The 21,764-nt window shown below is 74.9% G+C and carries 19 protein-coding genes; 5 read left to right on the top strand and 14 right to left on the bottom strand.

Annotated features, from left to right (window positions below):
* Positions 1-9: 9 nt before the first annotated feature.
* A complete protein-coding gene (locus tag ACW14Y_RS28030) occupies positions 10-1,266 on the top strand; it encodes an MFS transporter (protein WP_380310330.1) in 1,257 nt (418 codons plus the stop codon).
* 93 nt (positions 1,267-1,359) lie between these two features.
* Positions 1,360-2,682, top strand: coding sequence for a D-arabinono-1,4-lactone oxidase (locus ACW14Y_RS28025; RefSeq protein ID WP_380310332.1), 1,323 nt, complete (start codon positions 1,360-1,362; stop codon positions 2,680-2,682).
* 4 nt (positions 2,683-2,686) lie between these two features.
* Here the strand turns inward: ACW14Y_RS28025 and ACW14Y_RS28020 are convergent, their stop codons facing one another.
* The gene (locus tag ACW14Y_RS28020) at positions 2,687-3,532 is read right to left on the bottom strand and encodes a hypothetical protein (protein ID WP_456983718.1); all 846 of its coding nucleotides are present in this window, start codon (positions 3,530-3,532) and stop codon (positions 2,687-2,689) included.
* A 624-nt stretch (positions 3,533-4,156) separates the two neighbouring features.
* On the opposite strand from ACW14Y_RS28020, the gene sepH reads away from it, so the two are divergent.
* On the top strand, positions 4,157-5,233 hold the full coding sequence (gene sepH / locus ACW14Y_RS28015; protein WP_380310335.1) for a septation protein SepH: 1,077 nt from the start codon (positions 4,157-4,159) through the stop codon (positions 5,231-5,233).
* A gap of 101 nt (positions 5,234-5,334) precedes the next feature.
* On the opposite strand, the gene ACW14Y_RS28010 is transcribed toward sepH, so the two are convergent.
* Positions 5,335-6,195, bottom strand: a complete 861-nt coding sequence (locus ACW14Y_RS28010) for a sulfurtransferase (protein WP_380309602.1) — start codon at positions 6,193-6,195, stop codon at positions 5,335-5,337.
* A gap of 164 nt (positions 6,196-6,359) precedes the next feature.
* Between ACW14Y_RS28010 and ACW14Y_RS28005 the strand changes: the two genes are divergently transcribed.
* The gene (locus ACW14Y_RS28005) at positions 6,360-7,109 is read left to right on the top strand and encodes a VOC family protein (protein WP_380309604.1); all 750 of its coding nucleotides are present in this window, start codon (positions 6,360-6,362) and stop codon (positions 7,107-7,109) included.
* 75 nt (positions 7,110-7,184) lie between these two features.
* Here ACW14Y_RS28005 and ACW14Y_RS28000 read toward each other — a convergent pair whose 3' ends face one another.
* The 4 genes from ACW14Y_RS28000 to ACW14Y_RS27985 all read right to left on the bottom strand — a co-directional run bounded on the left by ACW14Y_RS28000 (position 7,185) and on the right by ACW14Y_RS27985 (position 12,800).
* Positions 7,185-7,841, bottom strand: a complete 657-nt coding sequence (locus tag ACW14Y_RS28000) for a thymidine kinase (protein WP_030396566.1) — start codon at positions 7,839-7,841, stop codon at positions 7,185-7,187.
* Between the two features lie 33 nt (positions 7,842-7,874).
* Positions 7,875-9,059 carry an alkaline phosphatase family protein gene (locus tag ACW14Y_RS27995; RefSeq protein WP_380309606.1) on the bottom strand — a complete coding sequence of 395 codons (1,185 nt, stop codon included), beginning with the start codon at positions 9,057-9,059 and terminating at the stop codon, positions 7,875-7,877.
* Between the two features lie 178 nt (positions 9,060-9,237).
* Positions 9,238-9,837: a DUF5998 family protein gene (locus ACW14Y_RS27990; protein ID WP_266313222.1), complete on the bottom strand. Its 600-nt coding sequence runs from the start codon at positions 9,835-9,837 to the stop codon at positions 9,238-9,240.
* 92 nt (positions 9,838-9,929) lie between these two features.
* A complete protein-coding gene (locus tag ACW14Y_RS27985; RefSeq protein ID WP_456983716.1) occupies positions 9,930-12,800 on the bottom strand; it encodes a bifunctional acetate--CoA ligase family protein/GNAT family N-acetyltransferase in 2,871 nt (956 codons plus the stop codon).
* A 229-nt stretch (positions 12,801-13,029) separates the two neighbouring features.
* Between ACW14Y_RS27985 and ACW14Y_RS27980 the strand changes: the two genes are divergently transcribed.
* Entirely contained in the window at positions 13,030-13,311 is a 282-nt protein-coding gene (locus ACW14Y_RS27980) for an HPr family phosphocarrier protein (RefSeq protein WP_402724558.1), read from the top strand.
* Positions 13,312-13,398: 87 nt separating this feature from the next.
* Here ACW14Y_RS27980 and ACW14Y_RS27975 read toward each other — a convergent pair whose 3' ends face one another.
* The 8 genes from ACW14Y_RS27975 to ACW14Y_RS27940 form a co-directional block, all read right to left on the bottom strand.
* Positions 13,399-15,969 (bottom strand): ABC transporter permease, encoded by a 2,571-nt coding sequence (locus ACW14Y_RS27975; protein WP_380439249.1) that lies wholly within the window; start codon positions 15,967-15,969, stop codon positions 13,399-13,401.
* Positions 15,966-16,718: an ABC transporter ATP-binding protein gene (locus ACW14Y_RS27970; RefSeq protein WP_380439259.1), complete on the bottom strand. Its 753-nt coding sequence runs from the start codon at positions 16,716-16,718 to the stop codon at positions 15,966-15,968. The genes ACW14Y_RS27975 and ACW14Y_RS27970 overlap by 4 nt, the downstream gene beginning before the upstream one ends.
* A 38-nt stretch (positions 16,719-16,756) precedes the next feature.
* Positions 16,757-17,158, bottom strand: coding sequence for an SHOCT domain-containing protein (locus tag ACW14Y_RS27965; RefSeq protein ID WP_266274331.1), 402 nt, complete (start codon positions 17,156-17,158; stop codon positions 16,757-16,759).
* Positions 17,159-17,366: 208 nt separating this feature from the next.
* Entirely contained in the window at positions 17,367-18,032 is a 666-nt protein-coding gene (locus ACW14Y_RS27960) for a response regulator (protein ID WP_266274332.1), read from the bottom strand.
* A complete protein-coding gene (locus ACW14Y_RS27955) occupies positions 18,029-19,252 on the bottom strand; it encodes a sensor histidine kinase (protein ID WP_456983713.1) in 1,224 nt (407 codons plus the stop codon). Before ACW14Y_RS27955 ends, ACW14Y_RS27960 begins: the two co-directional genes overlap by 4 nt.
* Before the next feature lie 13 nt (positions 19,253-19,265).
* Entirely contained in the window at positions 19,266-19,946 is a 681-nt protein-coding gene (locus tag ACW14Y_RS27950) for a DUF2269 domain-containing protein (RefSeq protein ID WP_266274334.1), read from the bottom strand.
* 289 nt (positions 19,947-20,235) lie between these two features.
* Positions 20,236-20,874 (bottom strand): NAD(P)-dependent oxidoreductase, encoded by a 639-nt coding sequence (locus tag ACW14Y_RS27945; RefSeq protein ID WP_030396577.1) that lies wholly within the window; start codon positions 20,872-20,874, stop codon positions 20,236-20,238.
* Between the two features lie 201 nt (positions 20,875-21,075).
* The gene (locus ACW14Y_RS27940; RefSeq protein ID WP_380309616.1) at positions 21,076-21,705 is read right to left on the bottom strand and encodes an NAD(P)-dependent oxidoreductase; all 630 of its coding nucleotides are present in this window, start codon (positions 21,703-21,705) and stop codon (positions 21,076-21,078) included.
* Between the last annotated feature and the right edge of the window lie 59 nt (positions 21,706-21,764).

Here is a 21,764-nt window from a genome sequence, read left to right as displayed (position 1 = left end):
GGAGCTACCGTGCTGTCCAGCTACCGCCAGATATTCGCCGCCCCCGGCACTCTGGCCTTCTCGTCCAGCGGCTTCATAGCCAGGTTGCCGATCTCGATGACCGGCATCGGCATCGTCACGATGCTCTCCCAGCTGAGAGGCTCCTACGGCATCGCGGGCCTGGTGTCGGCGACGCTGGCGGTCTCCGCGGCGGTCCTGGGGCCGATGGTCTCCTGGCTGGTCGACCGGCACGGGCAGCGCCGGGTCGCCGTGCCGGCGACCGTCATCACGATCGCCGCCGCGACCGGACTGCTGCTCTGCGCCCACTTCTCGGCGCCGACCTGGACGCTGTTCGTCTTCGCGATCGGCATGGGCGGGATGCCCAGCACCGGCGCCATGGTCCGCGCGCGCTGGGCGCACCTGTACCGGGACGAGGCGCCGAAGCTGCACACCGCCTACTCCTTCGAGGCGGTGGTCGACGAGGTCTGCTTCATCGTCGGCCCGATCCTGTCGATCGGACTGGCCACCGCGGTCTTCCCCGAGGCCGGCGTCCTGCTCGCCGGGATCTTCCTCGCCGTCGGCATCGCCCTGTTCACCTCCCAGCGGCGGACCGAACCACCGCTGCATCCCGCGCACGCCCATTCCGGCCGCAGCGCGATCCTGAACGGCGGCCTGGTCGTCCTGGTGCTGACCTTCGTCGCCACCGGGGCGATCTTCGGCTCGGTCGAGGTGGTGACCGTCGCCTACGCCGAGGACCAGGGCCACAAGGCGATCTCCAGCGTGATCCTGGCGCTCTGGGCGCTCGGCTCCTGCGTGGCCGGCTTCGTGTTCGGCACCCTGAAGCTCAGCGGGTCGATGGCGAGCCGGTTCTTCGGCGGGGTGGTCTTCATGGCAGTCAGCATGGTTCCGCTGCTGCTGGTCGCCGAGTCGGTGAGCGGGGTCGGCGGCCTGGTCGCGGTCGGCGGCGCGCTGCTGATCGCGGGCATCGCCATCTCCCCCACCCTGATCACGGCGATGGCCCTGGTCGAGCGGCTGGTCCCGGCCGCCAAGCTGACCGAGGGCATGACCTGGACGACCACCGGGCTGGCGATCGGCGTCGCGGTCGGCTCCTCGGTCGGCGGCTGGACGGTCGACGGCGCGGGCGCGGCGGCCGGCTACTGGGTCCCGCTGACCGCCGGGGTGTTCGGCGTGCTGACGGCGGCGGCCGGGCTCAAGCGGCTGCGGGCCGGGCTGGACGCCGAGCCGGGCAGCCCCGCGTCCGCCGAAACCGTGGACCTCGGACGCTGACCTGACTTACCCTCCTCCCTACCTGCGGCCTACCCGCGGGTAGGGAACGAGGTGAGCCGACACCCGTTCGGCCACGGAGCAGGAGGCGCCGCAATGCCCCAGGCCAGTACCGCTGCCCGCACCCGCTGGACCAACTGGGCGGGCAACCAGAGCACCGTGCCCGCCCGGGTGGTCACCCCCGGCAGTGCGGAGGAGCTGGCCAAGGAGATCCTGCGCGCCGCCGACCGGGGCGAGAGCGTCAAGGCGGTCGGTTCGGGCCACTCCTTCACCGCGATCGCCTCCGCCGGGAACGGCGTCCTGGTCCGGCCGCACGGGCTGACCGCCGTCCGCGGGATCGACCACGCGAACGGCACCGTCACCGTCGAGGCCGGACTCCCACTGCACCGGCTCAACCGCCTGCTCGCCGCCGCGGGCCTCTCGCTCACCAACATGGGCGACATCGAGGTGCAGACCGTGGCCGGCGCCACCAGCACCGGCACCCACGGCACCGGCCGGGACTCCGGGTCGCTGGCCGCCCAGATCCGCGGGCTGGAGATCGTGCTCGCCGACGGGAGCGTCCGGCACTGCTCCCCCACCGAGAGCCCGGAGCTGTTCGAGGCCGCCCGGCTCGGCCTCGGCGCGCTCGGCGTGATCACCGCGCTCACCCTCGCCGTCGAACCGGCCTTCCTGCTCACCGCGCACGAGCAGCCGATGCGCTTCGACGAGGTGCTGCGACGGCTGGACGACCTCACCGCCGTCAACGAGCACTTCGAGTTCTACTGGTTCCCGCACACCGACCGCTGCGCCACCAAGCGCAACAACCGCAGCCAGGGACCGGCCGCGCCGCTGCCCCGGTTCAAGGAGTGGCTGGAGGACGACTTCCTCTCCAACACCGTCTGGGAGGGCGCCTGCCGGGTCGGGCGCCGCTTCCCCGCCTCGGTGCCGACGATCGCCGCGCTGGCCAGCCGCGCCTGGTCGGACCGCAGCTACACCGACACCGCCCACCGGGTCTTCACCAGCCCGCGCAAGGTGCGCTTCGTCGAGATGGAGTACGCCGTGCCGCGCGCCTCGGTCGGTGAGGTGCTGCGCGAGCTGCGGGCCATGGTGGAGCGGTCCCGCTGGCGGATCAGCTTCCCGGTCGAGGTGCGGTTCGCCCCGGCCGACGAGGTCTGGCTCTCCACCGCCCACGGCCGGGACACCGCGTACATCGCCGTCCACCTCTACCGGGGCACCGCGGAGCAGGGGTACTTCACGGCGGTGGAGCGGCTGATGACCGAGCACGGCGGCCGGCCGCACTGGGGCAAGCTGCACACCCGGGACGCCGAGTACCTCGCCGGGGTCTACCCGCGCTTCGCGGAGTTCACCGCGCTGCGCGACGAGCTCGATCCGGACCGCCGCTTCGGCAACGACTACCTGCGCCGGGTGCTGGGGGCCTAGCCGCTCAGGACGGCTGGGGCGCCTGCGGCACCTGGGGCGCCCGGGGCGTCGTCGCCGGGTCCGGGGCCGGCGGGGGGACGACGGCGGTGGTCGGGTCCGGGGGCTTCGGGCTCGCGCCGCCGGAGGGCTTCGCGGAGGCGCTCCCGCCGCCGGACGGGGCCGGGGGCGTGGCCGGCGCGGACGGCTCGCCGGAGGGGCGGGCCGAGGGGGATCCGGAGGACGGCGCGGACGGCGTCGCCCCGGAACCGCCCGACGCGCCGGAGGACGGGGAGGCCGTCGGGGCGGAGGACGGCCCCTCGCCCTGCGCACCCTGCCCGGCACCGGGGCTCGGCCGACCCGAGGCCCCGCCGTCCCGGCCGGCCGGGGACGAGGGCACGGCGGCCGGCCCGGAGGGCGGCGCGTCGCCCGGCGGCTTCCGGTCGACCCGGCCGCCCAGCGAGGTGCCGGTGCCCGACTCGCCCTGGACCGTCGCCGACACCGGTCGGCCGGTCGCGATCTCGAAGGCGAGGATCGGCACCATCGCGACCGTGAACACCAGGGCCGAGACGGCCGCGTACGTCTTCCAGCCCCACCGGCGCCGCGCCCGGACCACCCTCGGCGTGCTCCACTCGGCCGAGCCGGGCGGCGGGGCCGGATCGGCCCGGTCCGGATCGACCCGGTCCGGCTCCGGCGCCTGCCGGAGCCCGTTCACCAGCTGCCCCGGACCGGTGACCCGGTCGACCGCGCCGCGCAGCTGTTCCCCGGTGCGCCGGAAGAGGTGCTGGAACAGCGCCCCGCCGGTGGTCGCGCCGATACTCACCACCGCCGCGCCGAGAATGGTTCCGTACACCCCGAGTTCGGACGCGAGCACCGCCCCCACCACGGTGGCCAGCGCACTGGCGGCGACCTGAGTCCCACTCAGATCAATTCGCCTGCGACCTTCCTCCGCTCCGGCCCGTTCGGGCTTCTGCTCCGGCATCGACATCCCTCGCGTCAGTACGACTGTCCTTCGAACAAGTCACTCCATCCTGCCCAAAGAAGGACACAAGGGTCGAAAATGCGGTTCTTCGCGAGAGATATATGTGAAGATGATCACCGTTCATCGGTCGATCCTCGGCCATTGGGGTCGTGCGCTCTTGAGATTCCCGTGAATCGCGGGAGACTTGAGCGGCGAGCCGCCCCTTCGGATGCCACGAATGGAGTACTGTTCGTAAAGCCTGAGCCCAGGTCGACTTGTCGACTGCCCATCAACCGGCAGCTTGACAAGGAGTGGTGGCGCAGGCGCGCACGGCGACACCGGTCCCGGATCGTCGCGTCACTCCACGTGCGAGGACGGTCGGGGCACCCAGGCGCGACGTCGACGGATGACGTGGCAAAAAGGCAACCGTGCCACAGCGGTGTGGCCGGGCGTAAGCCCGACACGCCGGGGAACTCAGCAAGGTTGTGGCCAGTCGCGAGTGGGCAGGCCACACTCAGTACGGGAGCAGCGACGCAGGTGACGTCGGCAGGCACCACCCGGGAGGTAAGCGTGCCCGAACTGCGGGTTGTGGCCGTCAGCAACGACGGCACACGGCTGGTGCTCAAGGCTGCCGACAGCACCGAGTACACCCTCCCCATCGACGAGCGGCTGCGGGCCGCCATCCGTGGTGACCGGCCGCGCCTCGGCCAGATCGAGATCGAGGTCGAGAGCCACCTCCGCCCCCGGGACATCCAGGCGCGGATACGAGCCGGTGCCTCCGCCGAGGAGGTCGCCCAGGCCGCCGGCATCTCCGTCGACCGGGTCCGCCGCTTCGAGGGTCCGGTGCTGGCCGAGCGCGCCTTCATGGCCGAGCGGGCCCGCAAGACCGCGATCCGCCGGCACGGCGAGGCCCCCGGCCCCCAGCTGGGCGAGGCGGTCTCAGAGCGGCTCGCGCTGCGCGGCGCCGAGAAGGAGACCGAGCGCTGGGACTCCTGGCGGCGCGACGACGGCACCTGGGAGGTCATCCTCTCCTACCGGGCCGACGGCGAGGGCCGCAGCGCGGCCTGGACGTACGACCCGCCCCGGCGACTGGTGCAGCCGAACGACGACGAGGCCCGCGCACTGATCGGCGAATCGGTCGAGCGCGAGGAGGACTCGGTCTTCCCGTTCATCCCGCGGATCGCCCGACTCCCCCACGACCGGCCGCTGCGTCCGATGATCGACCGGCCCTCGGCGGACCGGATCATGTCGGCCCGCGAGGTCCGGGAGTCCCGGGAGGCGACGGCCGAGTCCAGGGACTCGCTGACCAGCCTGCTGGACGTGGTGCCCGCCTTCCGCGGCGACCTCGCGGTCGGCGCGCCGCCGCCGGTCGAGCCGGTGCCCGCCGAGGTGGCCGAGGAGGAGGCGGAGCCCGCGGCCGCCGCCCCGGCGGTCGGCGCGGGATCGGCGTACGCGGACATCCTGATGCCCCGCGCGGTGGCACCGCACCGGGAGCGACTGGTCGGCACCACCGACCGCCAGGCCGAGGCCGACGGCGTGCGGCCCGGGCGCCGGGCCACCGTGCCGAGCTGGGACGAGATCGTCTTCGGCAGTCGGCGCAAGAAGCAGGAGTAGCAGGAGTAGCAGGAGCAGCAGGAGCAGCAGGACCGTAGGACAGCAGAGCGGCGCGAAGGCGCGGACGACCGGGGTCGTCCGCGCCTTCGGCGTTCGCGGGCTCAGCCGGGCTGGTCGGTGACGGCGACCGGGCGGGTCTCGTCACTGGACCACTCGCTCCACGAGCCCGGGTAGAGGGTGGCCGGCAGACCGGCCACCGCGAGCGCCAGGATCTGGTGCGCGGCGGTCACCCCGGAGCCGCAGTAGACGGCGGTGCCCCGCTCCCCCGCGCCCAGCTCCCGGAACCGGGCGGCGAGTTCGGCGGCCGGGCGGAAGCGGCCGTCCGGGCCGACGTTCTCGGTGGTCGGCGCGGAGACCGCGCCGGGGATGTGGCCGGCCCTCGGGTCGATCGGCTCGGTCTCGCCCCGGTAGCGCTCCCCCGCCCGCGCGTCCAGCAGCAGCGCGTCCCGGGCCCAGGCCGCGGCGCCGTCGGCGTCGACCACCGGCAGCTGACCCGGGACCGGCTTGAAGTCGCCGTCCCCGGCCGGCGGCACCTCGGTGGTGACCGGCAGACCGGCCTCCTGCCAGGCCGCGAAGCCGCCGTCCAGCACCCGGACGTCCGGGTGGCCGGCCCAGCGCAGCAGCCACCAGGCGCGGGCGGCGGCCAGCGAGGTGGCGCCGTCGTAGACCACCACCGGACGGTCGGCCGAGATGTCGAGGCGGCGCAGCGCGGCGCCGAACTCCTCCGGGTCGGGCAGCGGGTGGCGGCCGCCGCGCCCGGGCGGGCCGGCCGGGGCGGCGAGGTCGGTGTCGAGGGCGACGAAGCGGGCACCGGGCAGGTGGCCGGCGGTGTAGTCCTCGATGCCGGGCGGGCCGCCGAGCTGCCAGCGCACATCGAGCAGGACCGGCGGGCGCCCGGAGTCGAGCGACTCCTGCAAACCGGTCACCGACACCAGCGGGGAGTCATCGTGAGTGGTCGTCATGGCGGTCATTCTGGCGCAGCGCCGGACTGTCCGGAGGGGCAGCGCTCTTTGTGCGCTCTTTGCCGGATTTTCCGCGCGGCCCGAGGGTTCGACGAGCGCCACGGTGGAAGCATCACCCTCACTGCGCCGTTTCGTGCGCCGACCGCCCGTTGAGGAGACCTGTCATGCCCGCGCTGACACTGCGGCTGGCCCAGGGCACCCCGTGCTGGGTCAGCCTGATGACCGACGACCTGCCCGGTGCCCGGGCCTTCTACGGCGAACTGCTCGGCTGGACCTTCGCCCCCGGACCGGCGCAGCTCGGCGAGTACGTCCGGGCCCGCCTCGGCGAGGAGCCGGTGGCCGGGCTCGGGGTGTCCGAGGTGGCCGGCTTCCCGGTGCAGTGGACCAGCTACTTCGCGGTGGACGACGCGGACCGCGCGGCCCAGTTGGTGCGGGAGTGCGGCGGCACGGTCGCGGTCGGGCCGCTCCAGGCGGAGCGGGCCGGGCGGCTGGCGATCGCGGCCGACGTCTCCGGCGCGGTGTTCGGACTCTGGCAGGGCGAGGAGCACCTCGGCCGGGAGACCGGGCCGGGGCCGGGCGGACCGGCCTGGGCGGAGCTGCTCACCCCGGACGCGGACGGCGCGGCCGCGTTCTACCGGGCGGTGCTCGGGGTGCCGGTGGCCGAGGCCGAGGGCGGGTCCGCGCTGCTGGTCGGCGGCCGGCCGGTGGCCGGGATCCGGCACGGCGCCGAGCTGCGCGGCCACCCGCCGCGCTGGCGCACCCACTTCGCGGTGGCCGACGTCGGTCTGACGGCCCGGCGGGCGGTCGAGCTGGGGGGCCGGGTGCTGGTGGCGCCGCAGGACACGCCGCGCGGCCGGGCGGCCCGGCTGGCGGACCCGCGCGGCGGGCACTTCTCGGTGCTGCAGACGGGCTGACGGCGCGGCCCGGGCCTGCCGTTCGGGCCCACTGCTCGGCCCCGCGACTCGGGCCCGCGAGTTCGGGCCCGCGGCTCAGGCCTGCTGCTCCTCGAAGGGGAGGACGTCCGGGGAGAGCACGGCGGCCCGGGCGGTGGCCGCGGTCAGGCGGCGGCGGTGGTGGCGCCGGCAGAGCACCTCGTAGCCGACCTCGTCCTCGCGGACCGAGATGTCGCCGATGACGACCTGCGCGCCCTCGACCACCATGACCCCGCCGACGGTGCGGGCGTTGTGGGTGGCCCGGGCGCCGCACCAGCAGAGCGCCTCGACCTGGAGCACCTCGACCCGGTCGGCGAGTTCGATCAGCCGCTGGGAGCCGGGGAAGAGCCGGGTGCGGAAGTCCGTGGTGATGCCGAAGGTGTAGACGTCGATGTCGAGTTCGTCGACCACCCGGGCGAGCTGGTCGATCTGCCCCGGGTCGAAGAACTGGGCCTCGTCGCAGATCAGGTAGTCCACCCGGCCGCCGGCCGAGAGCCGCTGCACCACATGGGCGTGGAAGTCGAACTCGTCGGCCACCTCGACCGCGTCGGCGCGCAGGCCGAGCCGGCTGGAGATGGTGGCAGCGCCGGCCCGGTCGTTGCGGGTGAGGATGATCCCCTGCCGGCCGCGGGCGGCGTGGTTGTGGTCCATCTGGAGCGCGAGGGTCGACTTCCCGCAGTCCATCGTGCCGGAGAAGAACACCAGTTCAGCCATGGGTGGTGCAAGGGCCTTTCAGGTCGGGGGAGTTCAGCGGCGGAATTCGAGCAGTGGCACGAACTGCTCGACCGGGGTCATCGAACCGTGCAGGCCGATCATCGCGGACTCGCCGGGCTCGTTGCGGGAGGCGACGACGGCGATGTCGTCGCGGGCGGCGGCAACCACGTCGCCGATCCGGTGGTAGACCCGGTCGTCCACGACGGGGCCGAACCAGCCGGCCTCGATCGCCTGGTCCCTGGTGGCCACCCACATCCGGTCGCCGAGCACCTCGCTCCAGACCGTGTGCACGTCGGCGGCGGCACCCGGGACGGCGTAGACGTGGCGGGCGCGGCCCTCGCCGCCGAGCAGGGCGACTCCGGCGCCGAGCTCCCAGTCCTCGTCGAAGTCGATCCGGTCCTCGGGGGCGATGTCGATCATGCCGTGGTCGGCGGTGACGTACATCACCGAGCGCGGGGGCAGCTGTTCGGCGAGCCGGCGGGCCAGCCGGTCGACCGCGTCCAGGGTCATCCGCCACTCGTCCGAGTCCACCCCGAAGCGGTGGCCCGCACCGTCGAGTTCGCTGACGTACGTGTAGACGAGCGCGCGGTCGTGCTCGGCCAGCCAGGCGGCGGCCCGGTCCATCCGCTCCTCGCCGGTGGTGCGGCCGAGGAAGGTGCCGCCGGAGAGCGCGACCCGGGTGAGCGGGGTCTGCGCGAACAGCGGGGAGGACACCTGGGCGGTGGCCACCCCGGCGGCGTGCACCTGCTGGAAGACGGTGGGGTACGGCTGCCAGCCGGCCGGGTCGGTCGGCGGCTGCCAGCGCAGCTGGTTCATCAGGTGCCCGGCGCCGGGCACCGCCACCGTGTAGCCGGCCAGGCCGTGCAGACCGGGCGGGGTGCCGGTGCCGACCGAGGCCAGCGAGGTGGCGGTGGTGGACGGGAAGCCCGCGGTCAGCGGCCGGCCGGTGCCGCCGAGCGAGCCGGCCGTCAGCGAGGAGAGGAACGGCGCGTACTCGGGGTGGCGCAGCAGCAGCTCCCAGCCGAGGCCGTCGACCAGGAAGACCACCGCGCGGTCGGCGGGCGCGAGCGGCAGCGCGGCGGTGAAGCCGGGCACGCCGAGGCCGGCCGCGACCGAGGGCAGCAGGTCGCTGAGCGAGCCGCTGCCGTAGGGCGGCGCGGGCGCGGTGGCGGGGTCGAGGAGCTCGAAGGCGTCGTGGCCGTCGGGGGCGAAGGGCATGGTGGCGGAGGTGGCTTCCTGGCTGGCCGGAGCGGTCCGGACCCGTGGCGGGCGGTGTCCGGACGGCGGCGGGGCGGCGGCGGTCGGCGCGCGACCGTGCGGGGCGGCGCCGGTCGGCGCGGTGGTGCGGGGCGGGGCGGTGACGGGGGTCCGCGGCGGGTCCGTGCGGGGTGGGGGGTCAGACCCGGGGGCCGCTGGTGACGGTCGCCTCGGAGAGGGCCCGGGCGAAGACCAGGGCCTGGGCCACCGTCTCGGGGCCGTCGCCGGCCTCGCTGACCCGCAGCGACAGGTCGTCGGCGGTGGCGGAGCCGGTGTAGCCGTGGTCCGCCTCGCAGTTCGGGTCGGAGCAGCCGGCCGGTTCGAGGTCGAGCCGCTGGACCGCGCCCCAGCCGATGGTCAGCACCACCTCGCGGGGCAGCGTGCCCGGGGTGTAGGTCTCCGGGTTGGCGACCATCCGGCTGACCACCACGGAGTTGATCCGGTCCAGCCGGACGCTCTCGGTGGAGGTGGTGGCGATCGGGACGGCCGGGCTGCTGCCATCCCCGGTCTGCTCGTCGGTGTGGCTGACCACGAAACGGGTCGGGGTCAGCACCAGGACGGTGACGTGCCGACGCACCTCGTTGGCGTCGAAGGTGGTCTCCTGGTGCACCAGGTAGGAGCTGATCGGCTCGGGACCCACCGCGGACTCGACCGCCTCGGACACCAGGGCCGGGTAGTAACCGCTGCGCTCGATCGCGGAACGCAGGTCCTGAGTGGTGGTGGTACCGGTCTTCGCCATAACTCCATCCTGGCATGGTCCCCCGACGAAGCGGGCGGCACGGCGCCGAGCTTCGGACAACGGCGCCCGGGTCCGGACGCAACCAAGGAAGGTTACAGCGTGCTCATGGCGCGCGGGCCCAGATCACTGCGGACCGGCAGGGGCGCGATGCGTACGCGCGCCCCCAGGATCGCCAGTCCGTGCGGGGCGACGACCACCGGTTCGAGGTCCACCGAGGCGACCTCGGGCAGGTCGTCCACCAGCCGGGACACCCGCAGCAGCAGTTCCTCCAGGGCGTCGGTGTCGACCGCCTCGGCACCCCGCCAGCCGAACAGCAGTGGGGCCGCCCTGACCTCGCGGACGAGCGAGGCGACGTCCTGGTCGGTGGCCGGAACCAGTCGGTGGGCGACGTCGCCCAGCAGTTCGGCGGGGGCGCCGGCCAGGCCGAAGGAGAGGATGGCGCCGACCGCCGGGTCGACGGTGGCGCCGATCACGGTGTCCACGCCGCGGGGGGCGAGCCGCTGGACCACCAGCGCGGCCTGGGCGGCGCCGCCGAGCAGTTCGTCCAGTTCGCGGTGCGCGTGGCGCAGTCCGGCCTCGCCGGTCAGGTCGAGCCGGACGCTGCCGAGGTCGGGGCGGTGGCGCAGGTGCGGGGCGGTGGCCTTGAGCGCGACCGGGTAGCCGAGGGTCGCGGCGGCCCGCACCGCGCTCTCCTCGTCCGGGGCGGGCAGGGTCGGCGAGACGTCGATGCCGTAGCGGGCGAGCAGGGCGGCCGCCTCGGGGTCGGGCAGGGTGATCCGCGCCCCGCCGGGCTGGGTACGGGCGGCGACCGCGGGGCGGGTGGAGAGCGCGGCGTCGACCAGGGCGCGGGCCCCCGTCTCGTCGATCCGGTCGAGTTCGGGGACCCTGGCGGTCTCCTCGGCCTCGGCCATCCGGCGGCGCCAGTCGGCGTAGTGGACGGCGTGCGCGAGGGCCCGGACCGCCCGCTCGGGGGCGGGGTAGGCGGGGATGCCGCCGGGGCGCAGCCGGTCCGGCAGGTCGGTGAGGGCGAGGTGGGCGAGGAGCAGCGGCTTGCCGGCGGCCCGGGCGCGCTCGCCGGCGGCGAGCAGGGCGGCGGCGATCTCCGGGTCGTCGGAGCCCGGTTCCGGTTCGTCGGGGCCGGTGGGCCGGCCGGGCGGGCGGGGGCCCCAGGACTGGCTGCCGATCGGCGGGATGGCGACGGCGATCACCGCGTCCACCCCGGGGTCGGTCAGCGCGGTGTCCAGGGCGATCCGGAAGTTCTCGCCGGTGGCGGCGGTGGTGAGGTCGACCGGGGTGCGCGGGCGCAGGCCCGCGGAGAGGCAGGCGTCGTGGGTGAGCAGGCCCAGCGAGTCGGAGTTGCCGACCACCGCGACCCGGTCGCCGGGCGGCAGCGGCTGGTGGGCGAGCAGGTCGCCGGTGTCGTACAGCTCGGTGATGGTCTCCACCCGGGTGACGCCGGCCTGCTGGAAGAGGGCGTCGACGGTGGCGTCCCGCAGTCCGCTGGCGGTGGCCGGGACGGCGTGGCCGGGCGGCAGGCTGCCGGTGTGGCGGGCCCCCTTGACCACGACCACCGGCTTGGCCTGGGCGAGCCGGCGGGCGATCCGGGTGAACTTGCGGGGGTTGCCGAAGGACTCCAGGTAGAGCAGGACGACCTCGGTGGCCGGGTCCTCGGCCCAGTACTGGAGGAAGTCGTTGCCGGAGACGTCGGCGCGGTTGCCGACCGAGGCGAAGGAGGAGACCCCGAGGCCGCGCCGGTGGCCGGCCTCCAGCAGGGCGACGCCGATCGCGCCGGACTGGCAGAAGACGCCGAAGGCGCCCCGGGCGGGCAGCACCGGGGCGAGCGAGGCGTTCAGCGGGTGCTCCGGGTCGGTGGAGATCAGGCCGAAGGCGTTGGGGCCGATCACCCGCATGCCGGCCGCCCGGGCCTGGCGGACCAGGGCGCGCTGGCGGTCGCGGCCCTCGGGGCCGGTCTCGGCGTAGCCGGCGGTGACCACCACCAGGCCTTGGACGCCGTGCGCGCCGCACTCGGCGACGGCCTGGGGCACGGCGGAGGCGGGCACGGCGATCACCGCGAGGTCGACCGGGCCGGGGATCTCCAGGACCGAGCGGTGCACCGGGAGGCCGTCGAGCTCGGTGCCGGGCGGGGCGTTGCGGTTCACCGCGTAGACCGGGCGGTCGGCGGCGGCGAAGCCGGAGAGCAGGTCGCGCAGCAGGGTCCGGCCGACGGTCTGCGGGGTGCGGGAGGCGCCGATCACGGCGACCGAGCGCGGGGTGAGCAGCCGTTGGACGGAGCGGGCCTCGGCACGGTGCTCGCGGGCCCGCATGACGGCGAGCGAGGCGGCGGTGGGTTCGAGGTCGAACTCCAGGTGGACCACGCCGTCGGCGAAGCTGCGGCGCTGGACGTAGCCGGCGTCGGTGAAGACCTTCACCATCTTGCGGTTCTCCGGCAGCACCTCGGCCTGGAAGCGGCGGATGCCGCGTTCCTGGGCGACCGCGGCGATGTGCTCCAGCAGGGCGGAGGCGACGCCCCGGCCCTGGTGGGCGTCCTGGACCAGGAAGGCGACCTCGGCGTCGGTGCCGGTCTCCGAGGGGCGGCCGTCGGCGTCGATCCGGTCGTAGCGGACGGTGGCGATGAAGCGGTCGCGGACGACGACGGCGAGGCCGACCCGGTGGACGAAGTCGTGGTGGGTGAAGCGCCGGACGTCCTTGTCGGAGAGCCGGGGGTAGGGCGCGAAGAAGCGGAAGTACTTGGACTGGTCCGACACCTGTTCGTAGAACTCGACCAGACGGCCCGCGTCCGCCGGGGTGATCGGGCGGATCCGGGCCGTGCCGCCGTCGCGCAGCAGGACGTCGGCCTCCCAGTGCTGGGGGTAGTCCGGGGCGGTCCCGCCGTGGTCCCGGCGGGCCGACGTCCGGGCGTTCGTCGGGTCCTGCTCGGGGTGCGGTGCCGCGGAGTCGTCCACGATCGTCAGGTTATCCGGCGGCGGGCCGAATGGCGCCGGGCGTGCGTTCGCGGCAGGGTGGGCAGGGCCTCTGAACGGGGATTATGCGCCGTTTATGGCTCTGAAAGAAACAATCACAAGTCCCGAACGCGGCGGCTCGCAGGGGTCGGCTGCATGCAACACTGGTCTAGACAACATGGCCGTTCCCCCCATCGCGGCCATGACCAGCTTCACCGGAAAGGCACGTCTCATGGCCGAGCGCCGCGTCACCATCGGTTGGGCCGAGGGCCTGCACGCCCGTCCCGCCTCCGTCTTCGTCAAGGCCGTCGCGGCCACCGGCGTGCCGATCACCATCACCAAGCCGGGCGGCAACCCGGTCAACGCCGGCTCCATGCTCGGCCTGCTCGCGCTCGGCGCGCAGGGCGGCGACGAGGTCGTGCTGGCCTCCGACGCCGAGGGCGCCGACGAGGCCCTGGACCGCCTGGCCGCGCTGGTCGAGCAGGGCCTGGACGAGCTGCCCGCCGCGGCCTGAGGCCGGCACCGCGCACACGTCCGGAGCCCGGGCCCCGTTGGTCGGGGGGCCCGGGCTCCGGTGTGCGCGGCCTCGCCGCGGCGGCCGTCAGCCCGCCGCGATCGCCCGCAGGATGTCCAGCCGGGCCGCCCGGCGGGCCGGCCGCAGCCCGGCCACCGCCCCCGCCACCAGACCGGCCACCAGCACCACGGACAGCTGGAGCGGCGGGACGGCGAAGCTTCCCGTCCCCTCGGTGTCCGCCGCCCGGACCAGCGCCCAGCCCAGGAACGACCCCAGGCCCAGGCCGCCGATCGTGCCGAACATCGCCACCAGCACCGACTCCCAGCGCACCATCGCGCGCAACTGGCTGCGGGTCTGGCCGACCGCCCGCAGCAGGCCCAGCTCCCTGGTCCGCTCGTGCACCGCCAGGGTCAGCGTGTTGGCGATCCCCAGCAGCGCGATCAGCACCGCGAGCGCCAGCAGCGCGTAGACCACCGAGAGCATGATGTCGACCACCGAGGCCGAGTCCTTCGCGTACTCCGCCCGGGTCTGCACCTTCGGGTCGCCGAACGGCACCGCCGCCGCCGTCACCGCCGCCTTGCCGGCCGACAGCGAGACCCCGTCCTTCAGCGCGACCGCCACCAGCGAGTCCGAGTCCTGGCCCTTGTGCGGGGCCCACGCCTCCCGGGTGACCAGGTAGTCGCCGGCCAGCTCACTGCCCTGGTACAGCGCCTTCACCGTGAACGGCGTCTCGGTGCCGTCGCTGAACCGCACCGGCACGGTCGTGCCCACCTGCCAGCCCTGCTTCTCCGCCTCCGTCCTGGACACCGCCAGGCCGTCGGTGCCCAGCTGGAGCGAACCGTCCACCCGGCCGAGGTCCACGATGCCCGCCAGCCGGGTCGGGTCGGTGACGTCCAGGGTCCGGCCGTGGCCGTCCACCCGCGCCACACCCCGGCCCAGGCCCACGCTCTGCCGCACCTCCGGCAGACCGGCCACCGCGTCCGCCAGCTTCGGGCTGAGCGCACCGGCCCGGAAGCCGCCGGTGGAGATCGCGAGATCCCCGGCGAAGGTCCGGCTCACCGTGTCGTCCATGGTCGCCTTGATCGAGGCGCCGAAGACGGTGAACAGCGAGACCACCGTGACCCCGACCATCAGCGCGCTGGCCGTCGCGGCCGTGCGCTTCGGATTGCGGGTCGCGTTCCGCTGCGCCAGCACGCCCGGCATGCCGCGCAGCCGCGGCAGCGGCGCGCCCAGCAGCCGCACCACGAAGGTCGCGAACACCGGGCCGAGCACCACCACGCCGAGCAGCGTCGCCACCGCCCCGCCCGCGGTCAGCCCCACCGAGGGACCGTCCGTCGCGCCGACCACCGTGGCGACCACCCCGGCCGCGACCAGCAGCGCGCCGGCGGTCCAGCGGACCCGGCCGGCCCGGCCGTCGGCCGCGCCGTCCACCGCCACCGCCCGCATCGCGGCCAGCGGCGCCGTCCGGCCCGCCCGCACGGCCGGCGCGACCGCCGAGCCGACCGCCGTGACCGTGCCCACCAGCACCGGCAGCGCCACCGAGACCGCGCCGATCACCAGGCTGCCGGTCGGCAGGCTGAAGCCGATCACCTTGAACAGCGACGTCAGCCCGGCCGCGATCCCGATCCCGCCGAGCACTCCGGCCGCCGAGGCCGCCAGCCCGACCACCACCGCCTCCGCCAGGGTCGCCCCCAGCACCTGGCCGCGGGCCGCGCCCAGCGCCCGGAGCAGCGCGTTCTCCCTGGTGCGCTGCGCCACCACGATGGCGAAGGTGTTGTGGATGGTGAAGGTCGCCACCAGCAGCGCGATGCCCGCGAAGACCAGCAGCAGGGTGGTGAACATGGTCAGGAAGCGGCTGGACACCTGCGCGGTGGCCTCCTCCGAGACCTTCGTCCCGGTCACCGCCTCCAGCCCGGCCGGCAGCTTCGCCGTCAGCGCCGTCACCAGCTCCTGCTGGGAGACGCCGCCCGAGGCCCGGAACTGGATCGAGGTGGCCTGGCCCTGCCCCTTCGGGGTCAGGTAGCGCTCGGCGTCCGCGAGGGTCAGCCCGGTGTAGGTGTTCTGGCCCATGCCGTCGGCCGAGGCGCCGAAGGTCGCGATGCCGACGATCGTCACCGGCACCGGGTCGGGGGCGCGCAGGATGGTCGAGTCGCCGATCTTCAGCTCACCGGCCTTGGCCGCGCCCCGGTTGATCACCGCCTCCCCCGGCTGCTGCGGCGCCCGGCCCTCGGCCAGCCGGTACGGGTTGAGCCCGCTGTCCGGCTGCCAGTAACCGGCCAGCGTGGGCGGCCCCTGGCCGCCCACCGCCTTGCCGTTCTTGCCGATCAGCTGGCCGGAGCCCTGGATGGCCGGCTCGGCCGCCGCGACCCCGGGCACCTGGCGCAGCTGGTCCGCCAGCGCCAGGTCCACCGGGGCGCGGACGCCGCCGAAGGTGTTCTCGGTGTCCATCACGTCGGCGCTGCGCACCACCGCGTCGGTGCCCCGGTTGGCATCGGCGAACAGGGTGTCGAAGCTGCCGCGCAGGGTGTCGCCGAGCACCAGGGTGCCGGTCAGGAAGCTCACCCCGAGCAGGATCGCGGTGAACGTCCCGGCCAGCCGGCGCTTGTGCGCGGCCAGCGAGCGCAGACTGATCCGAAGGGTGGCGGTGGTACTGCTCATGACCGGCCGCCTCCCAGGCCTGCCGCGGGGGCACGGTCGAAGTCCTTCATCCGGTCCAGCACCCCGGCCGGGGTGGGCCGCTCCATCCGGTCCACCAGCCGGCCGTCGGCGAGGAACAGCACCTCGTCCGCGTAGCCGGCGGCGGTCGGGTCGTGGGTGACCATGACCACCGTCTGGCCCATCTCGTCCACCGCGCGGCGCATCAGCTCCAGCACCTCGGCGCCGGTCCGGGAGTCCAGGTTCCCGGTCGGCTCGTCCGCGAAGACCACCTCCGGACGGCCGGCCAGCGCCCGGGCCAGCGCGACCCGCTGCTGCTGGCCGCCGGACAGCTCGGTCGGCCGGTGCTCCAGCCGGTCCCGCAGGCCGACCGCGTCGATCAGGGTCTCCACCCACTCCCGGTCCACCTCGCCGCCGGCCAGGTCGACCGGCAGCGTGATGTTCTCCCGGGCGGTCAGCACCGGCACCAGGTTGAAGGACTGGAAGACGAAGCCGATCCGCTCCCGGCGCAGCAGGGTCAGCCTGCGGTCGTTGAGGTTCTCCAGCTCGGTGTCACCGATCATCGCGGTGCCGGCGGTCAGCCGGTCCAGGCCCGCCGCGCAGTGCAGCAGGGTGGACTTGCCGGAGCCGGACGGGCCCATGATCGCGGTGAGCCGGCCGGCCGGGAAGCCGACGGTGACGTGGTCCAGGGCGCGCACCTCGGTGCGTCCGACCCCGTAGACCTTGACCGCGTCGGCCACCCGGGCGGCCATCCGGTCGGTTTCGACCAGTTCGAGGACCGGGATGGTGGTCACTTGGTACCGCCCTGACCCGGCTTGGTGTCGTCCGGGCCCTGGAAGTGCTCCAGCAGGGTGTCCCGGCGGGTGCGGTACTCCTCCTCGGTCAGCTCACCGTCGGCGTACCGGCGGGCCAGGCTCGCCAGCGGGGCCTCGGTACCGCCGCCGCCCCACGGGCCACCGCGCCAGCCCGGACCGCCGCCGCCCCAGGGGCCGCCCCACTGGCCGCCGGCCCACGGCGGGCCCCACGGCCCGCGGCGGGCGAAGCCGCGGCGGCGGAAGACGGTGAACACGGTGACCAGGACGATCAGCCAGAACAGCGGGAAGAGCAGGAACCACGGACCGGGGCCGCCCCCGTTCCACGGGCCCCAGCCCTCCCGGCAGTAAGCGTCGGCGAGCAGTGCGGTGCTCTGCATGTCGGTCAACTCCTCGGTGTGCCCCGCATGTTCGGACGGGGGCCGCGCCGCCCCGGACGGTCTCCGAGGCCACCTGAAGCTTCTCGCCGGAGGGGGGTCCGCCGCGTCCTCCGGGGAGCGGCACCTCGGGTACGACACCGGGAGTAGGGCCCGGGGCCCGGGCTGCTCCCGGGCGGACAGCCCCGGGAACCGGCCGGGCCGGCCGCCGCTACAGCCAGCCGGGGCGGACCAGGCCGGACTCGTAGGCGAGCACGACCAGCTGGGCGCGGTCGCGCACGCCGAGCTTCACCATGGCGCGGCTGACGTGGGTCTTCGCGGTGAGCGGGCTGACCACCAGGCGGCGGGCGATGTCGTCGTTGCTCAGGCCCATGCCGACCAGGGTGAGCACCTCGCGCTCCCGGTCGGTGAGCGCGTCCAGCAGCTGCCCGCCGGCGGAGGGCTCCCGGGAGCGGCTGGCGAACTCGTCGATCACCCGGCGGGTCACGCCCGGGGACAGCAGGGAGTCACCGACCGCGGCGACCCGGACGGCGCGCAGCAGGTCGGCCGGTTCGGTGTCCTTGGCCAGGAAGCCGGCCGCGCCCAGCCGCAGCGCCTCGAAGATGTACTCGTCCATCTCGAAGGTGGTCAGCACCACCACCCGGACGGCGGAGAGCTCGGGGCGGGAGCAGATCTGCCGGGTGGCCTCCAGGCCGTCGGTGCCGGGCATCCGGATGTCCATCAGCACGACGTCCGGCCGCAGCTCCTCCACCAGCCGGACGGCCGCCCCGCCGTCGTCCGCCTCGCCGACCACCTCGATGTCGGGCTGGGCGTCGAGCAGGGCCCGGAAGCCCGCCCGGACCAGGACCTGGTCGTCCGCCAGCAGTACTCGGATCATCCCGTCCGCTTCCCCTCGCTCGCCGTGCCCGACCCCGCGGGGTCGGGCAGCCAGGCCCGGACCCGGAAGCCGCCGCCGTACGGACCGGTGGTCAGCTCGCCCGCGAAGGCCGCGGCCCGCTCGCGCATGCCGATCAGGCCGTTGCCGGAGCCTCCGCCGTCACCACCCGCGGCCGGACCCGGATCGTCCACCCGGAGCAGCAGCCCCGCCGGGGAGGACCAGTCCATCAGAACCGTGGCGCTCCGCGCGGCCGAATGGCGGATGACGTTGGTGAGCGCCTCCTGGACGATCCGGAACGCGGCCAGCTCCACCTGGGCGGGGAGCGGCCGGACGGTTCCCACCGTGTCGACCGTGACGGTGAGCCCGGCGTGGCCGGCCTGGGTCACGAGTTCGGGCAGCCGGGCGAGCCCGGGGGCGGGGGTGCGCGGGGCCTGGCCGTCCGGGCCGCGCAGGGTGCCGAGCACCTGGCGGACCTCGTCGAGCGCCTCCTTGCTGGTCGCCTTGATGACGGTCAGCGCGGCCCGCACCTGGTCCGGGTGCTCGTCGATGAGCTCCAGGGCCACCCCGGCCTGGAGGTGGATCACCGAGATCGAGTGGGCCAGGATGTCGTGGAGTTCGCGGGCCATCCGCAGCCGCTCCTCGGCGGCGCGGTTCTCCTCGGCCTGCCGACGGGCCAGCCGGCGGGCGGCGAGCTGTTCGCCGCGCGAGCGCATGATCTCGGCGCCGGCCAGGATCAGCAGCAGCCAGGCCGCCGCGCCGGCCTCCTGCCACCAGCTCGGGCCGGGCCCGGGGGCGCGCTGCCAGTCGTGCGGCAGCAGGTGGGAGCTGGCCAGATGGACCAGGTAGCCGCCGCCGAGGGAGATCCAGGCCCACCGGCGGCGGCCCCGGGCGAGCGCGCCGTAGACGGCGACGGCGAGGCTGAAGAACACCGGGCCGTACGGGTAGCCGGCCAGCAGGTAGCCGATGGTGACGGCGGTGACGCCGGCCACCACCGGGCCGGGGTAGCGGTCGCGCAGCAGCAGCAGGGCGGGCCCGAGCAGCAGCAGCGCGTAGCCGACCGCGTCGAGCGCGGCCCGGTCGGTCTGCTGGCGGGCGGCGGCGGTGGAGCCGACCACCTGGACCAGGGCCACCAGGAGGGCGGAGAGCCTGGTCCAGGAGGGTCTGGTCCACGGCGGTCCGGGAAAGGGATCGTGGCCTGTGCTCACGTGGTCGGTGCTCATGAACGGGTAACGGTCACCGCCCCGGCGCCGCGCCCGCGGCCCGGTCGATGCGCGCGGCGCGGGCCTCGGCGGCCAGCCGCTTCCCCCGCTTGGTCATGCCCCAGGGCTTGACCACGGAGAGCACGGTGGCGGTCAGGTAGATGGTCAGGGCCACCGAGGGGGCGATCACCAGCACGTGCGGGGCGCGGCCGTCCGGCGGGACGGTGCCCGCCGCGACCTGGCCGGCCGCGTCGTGGATGAAGGCGCGCAGGGCGAAGATCGAGGCCAGGGTGGCGGCCAGGGTGAGCCAGAACTTGGTGGCGACCCAGCGGTAGCGCAGCAGGCCCCAGGTGGTGCCGAGGGACAGCAGCACGCCGGAGAGCAGCGAGAGCAGACTGATCGGGATCAGCAGCCAGTCGGCGAAGATCTCCTGCGCCAGGTAGGCGGCGCGCACGGTGTCCGGGTTGTCGGAGAAGCGGCCGGCGATACCGAGGGCGAGCACACCGGCGGTCAGGCCGAGCCAGCCGACCGAGCAGGCGACGTGCACGGTCAGCCAGACCCGGCGGGCGTGCTTGGGCAGGCGCAGGCGCCCGGCGAGGCCGGCCGGAGGCTCCGGCCGGTCGGCGGCGCGGTCGGCGCGGCCGGCCGGGGTCCCGGCGGGGGCCGTCGGGGCCTCGGGGGTGTCGGCGGCGGGCGGACCAGGAGGAGTGGGCATCGGCTTGTGCTCCGGAGGGCGAGGGGCGACGCGGGCCACGGGCCGGCGGCCACCGGGTGGATGGTGTACGGCCGCCGGCCCACGGCTTGGGTGATCCACGGGATCACCTACTACTCTGCCCGGCCGGGGTGGGCGGGGCATCGCACGGCGGGAGTAGCCGGCCGTACCGCTCGTTGAGTACGGGCGGCGCGGCGCGCGGGCGGCCGACGGCCGGGATCGTTCGGCGGACGGGCGACGAAAGGGCCGCGCACGGACCGCGGGCGGACCGGGACGGACGGCGGGCGGGCGGTCAGTAGGCGATCTCCACGACCTCGCGCCGGGCGGCCGGCTCCTGGAGCGCGGCGAGCAGGTAGTGCGCGAGGTCGGCGCGGGATATCGACCAGGCCCCGGGCAGCCGGCGGCCGACCGCCGTGCGGTAGCGGCCCCGGGCCCGGCCGCCGGTGAGCCGGGCGGCCCGGACCAGCGTCCAGTCCAGCTCGGTGTCCTCCAGCAGGAACCGCTCCATTCGCGCCATGTCGGCGTACGGCCGGCGGAGCATCGGGTGCAGCACCCAGGAGGTGAGGGCCCGTTGGAACGGGGCGGCGCGCCAGGGCACCGGGCTCATGCTGGTGGTGGAGACGCACACGACCCGGGAGACGCCGGTGGCGCGCATCGCCTTGAGGATGTGGTCGGTGCCGGCCGAGTAGACGGTGGTGGCGGCCCGGCTGTAGCCGATGCCGAGCGCGGAGACCACCGCGTCCGCGCCCTCGACGGCGCGGGCCACCGCGTCCGGGTCGAGGACGTCGCCCTGCCGGATGGTGCTGGGACGGGCGTCGGCCAGGGCCAGCGGGTCGCGGGCGAAGGCGACGGTGGAGTGCCCGGCCTCGGCGGCCAGCTCCAGGAAGTGGCGGCCGGTGCCACCGGTCGCGCCGAAGACGACGATGTTCACGGTGCGTTTCCCCCTCGATCGGCCTTGGACGGCCTCGGACGGCCTCGGTCGTACCGGTTCGGACGGTCGGAACGGTCGGAACGGTCGGACCCGGTCAGCCCCGGTGGACCCCGGCGACGGGTGGCCGGCCGGGGGGCGCGCGCGGCGGTAAGCCCCGCGCCGCGGACGTGCCGCGGGCGGGCCGGCCCCCGCCGGGGGTCATCAGTTGGCCACCTCGACGCGTCGGCCGTAGGTGGCCGTGTCATCCAGATGGGTGACGATGTAGTCCGCGACGTTCGCCCGCGCGATGCGCGACGCCTTCGCGATGTGGCCGCCCACCACCGCCTGGTAGTTGGGGGTGGCCGGACCGTCGGTCAGCATCGGCACCCGGACGATCGTCCAGTCCAGCGGGCTGGCCTCGACCTCGTCCTCCATCCGGGCCAGGTCGAGGTGGATGTTCCGGTAGACCCGGTCCACCACGAACTCGGCGACGAAGCGCTGCATCGCGGGCAGGTGCTTGGTCTCCAGGCCGGCCGAGGACATCGTGACCAGTCGGCGCACCCCGCCCGCCCGGGCGGCGGCGATGACGTTGCGCGCGCCCTCGGAGAACACCGTGGTCGTGGTGCGGGTGGTCACCCCCAGCGCGATCACGACGGCCTCCTTGCCGGCCAGCGGGCCGGTCAGCGACTCCACGTCGAACACGTCCGCGCGGACCTTGCTCAGCCGCTCGTGCTCGAGCGGCAGCTTGGCCGGGTCGCGCAGCAGCGCGGTGACGCTGTGCTTGTTCTCCAGGGCCTTCTCGACGAGCAGCCGTCCGGTCCGACCGGCCGCGCCCACCACGACGATCTCCATAATTTCCTCCTTGCCGGGGCCGGCGGCAACTGGTTGCCGCCGGCCGTGAGTTGACCTTC

This window comes from Kitasatospora sp. cg17-2 (genome assembly GCF_054031055.1).
Note: the sequence above shows the minus strand (reverse complement) of the source record. Positions and strands in the feature narration are given on the sequence as shown.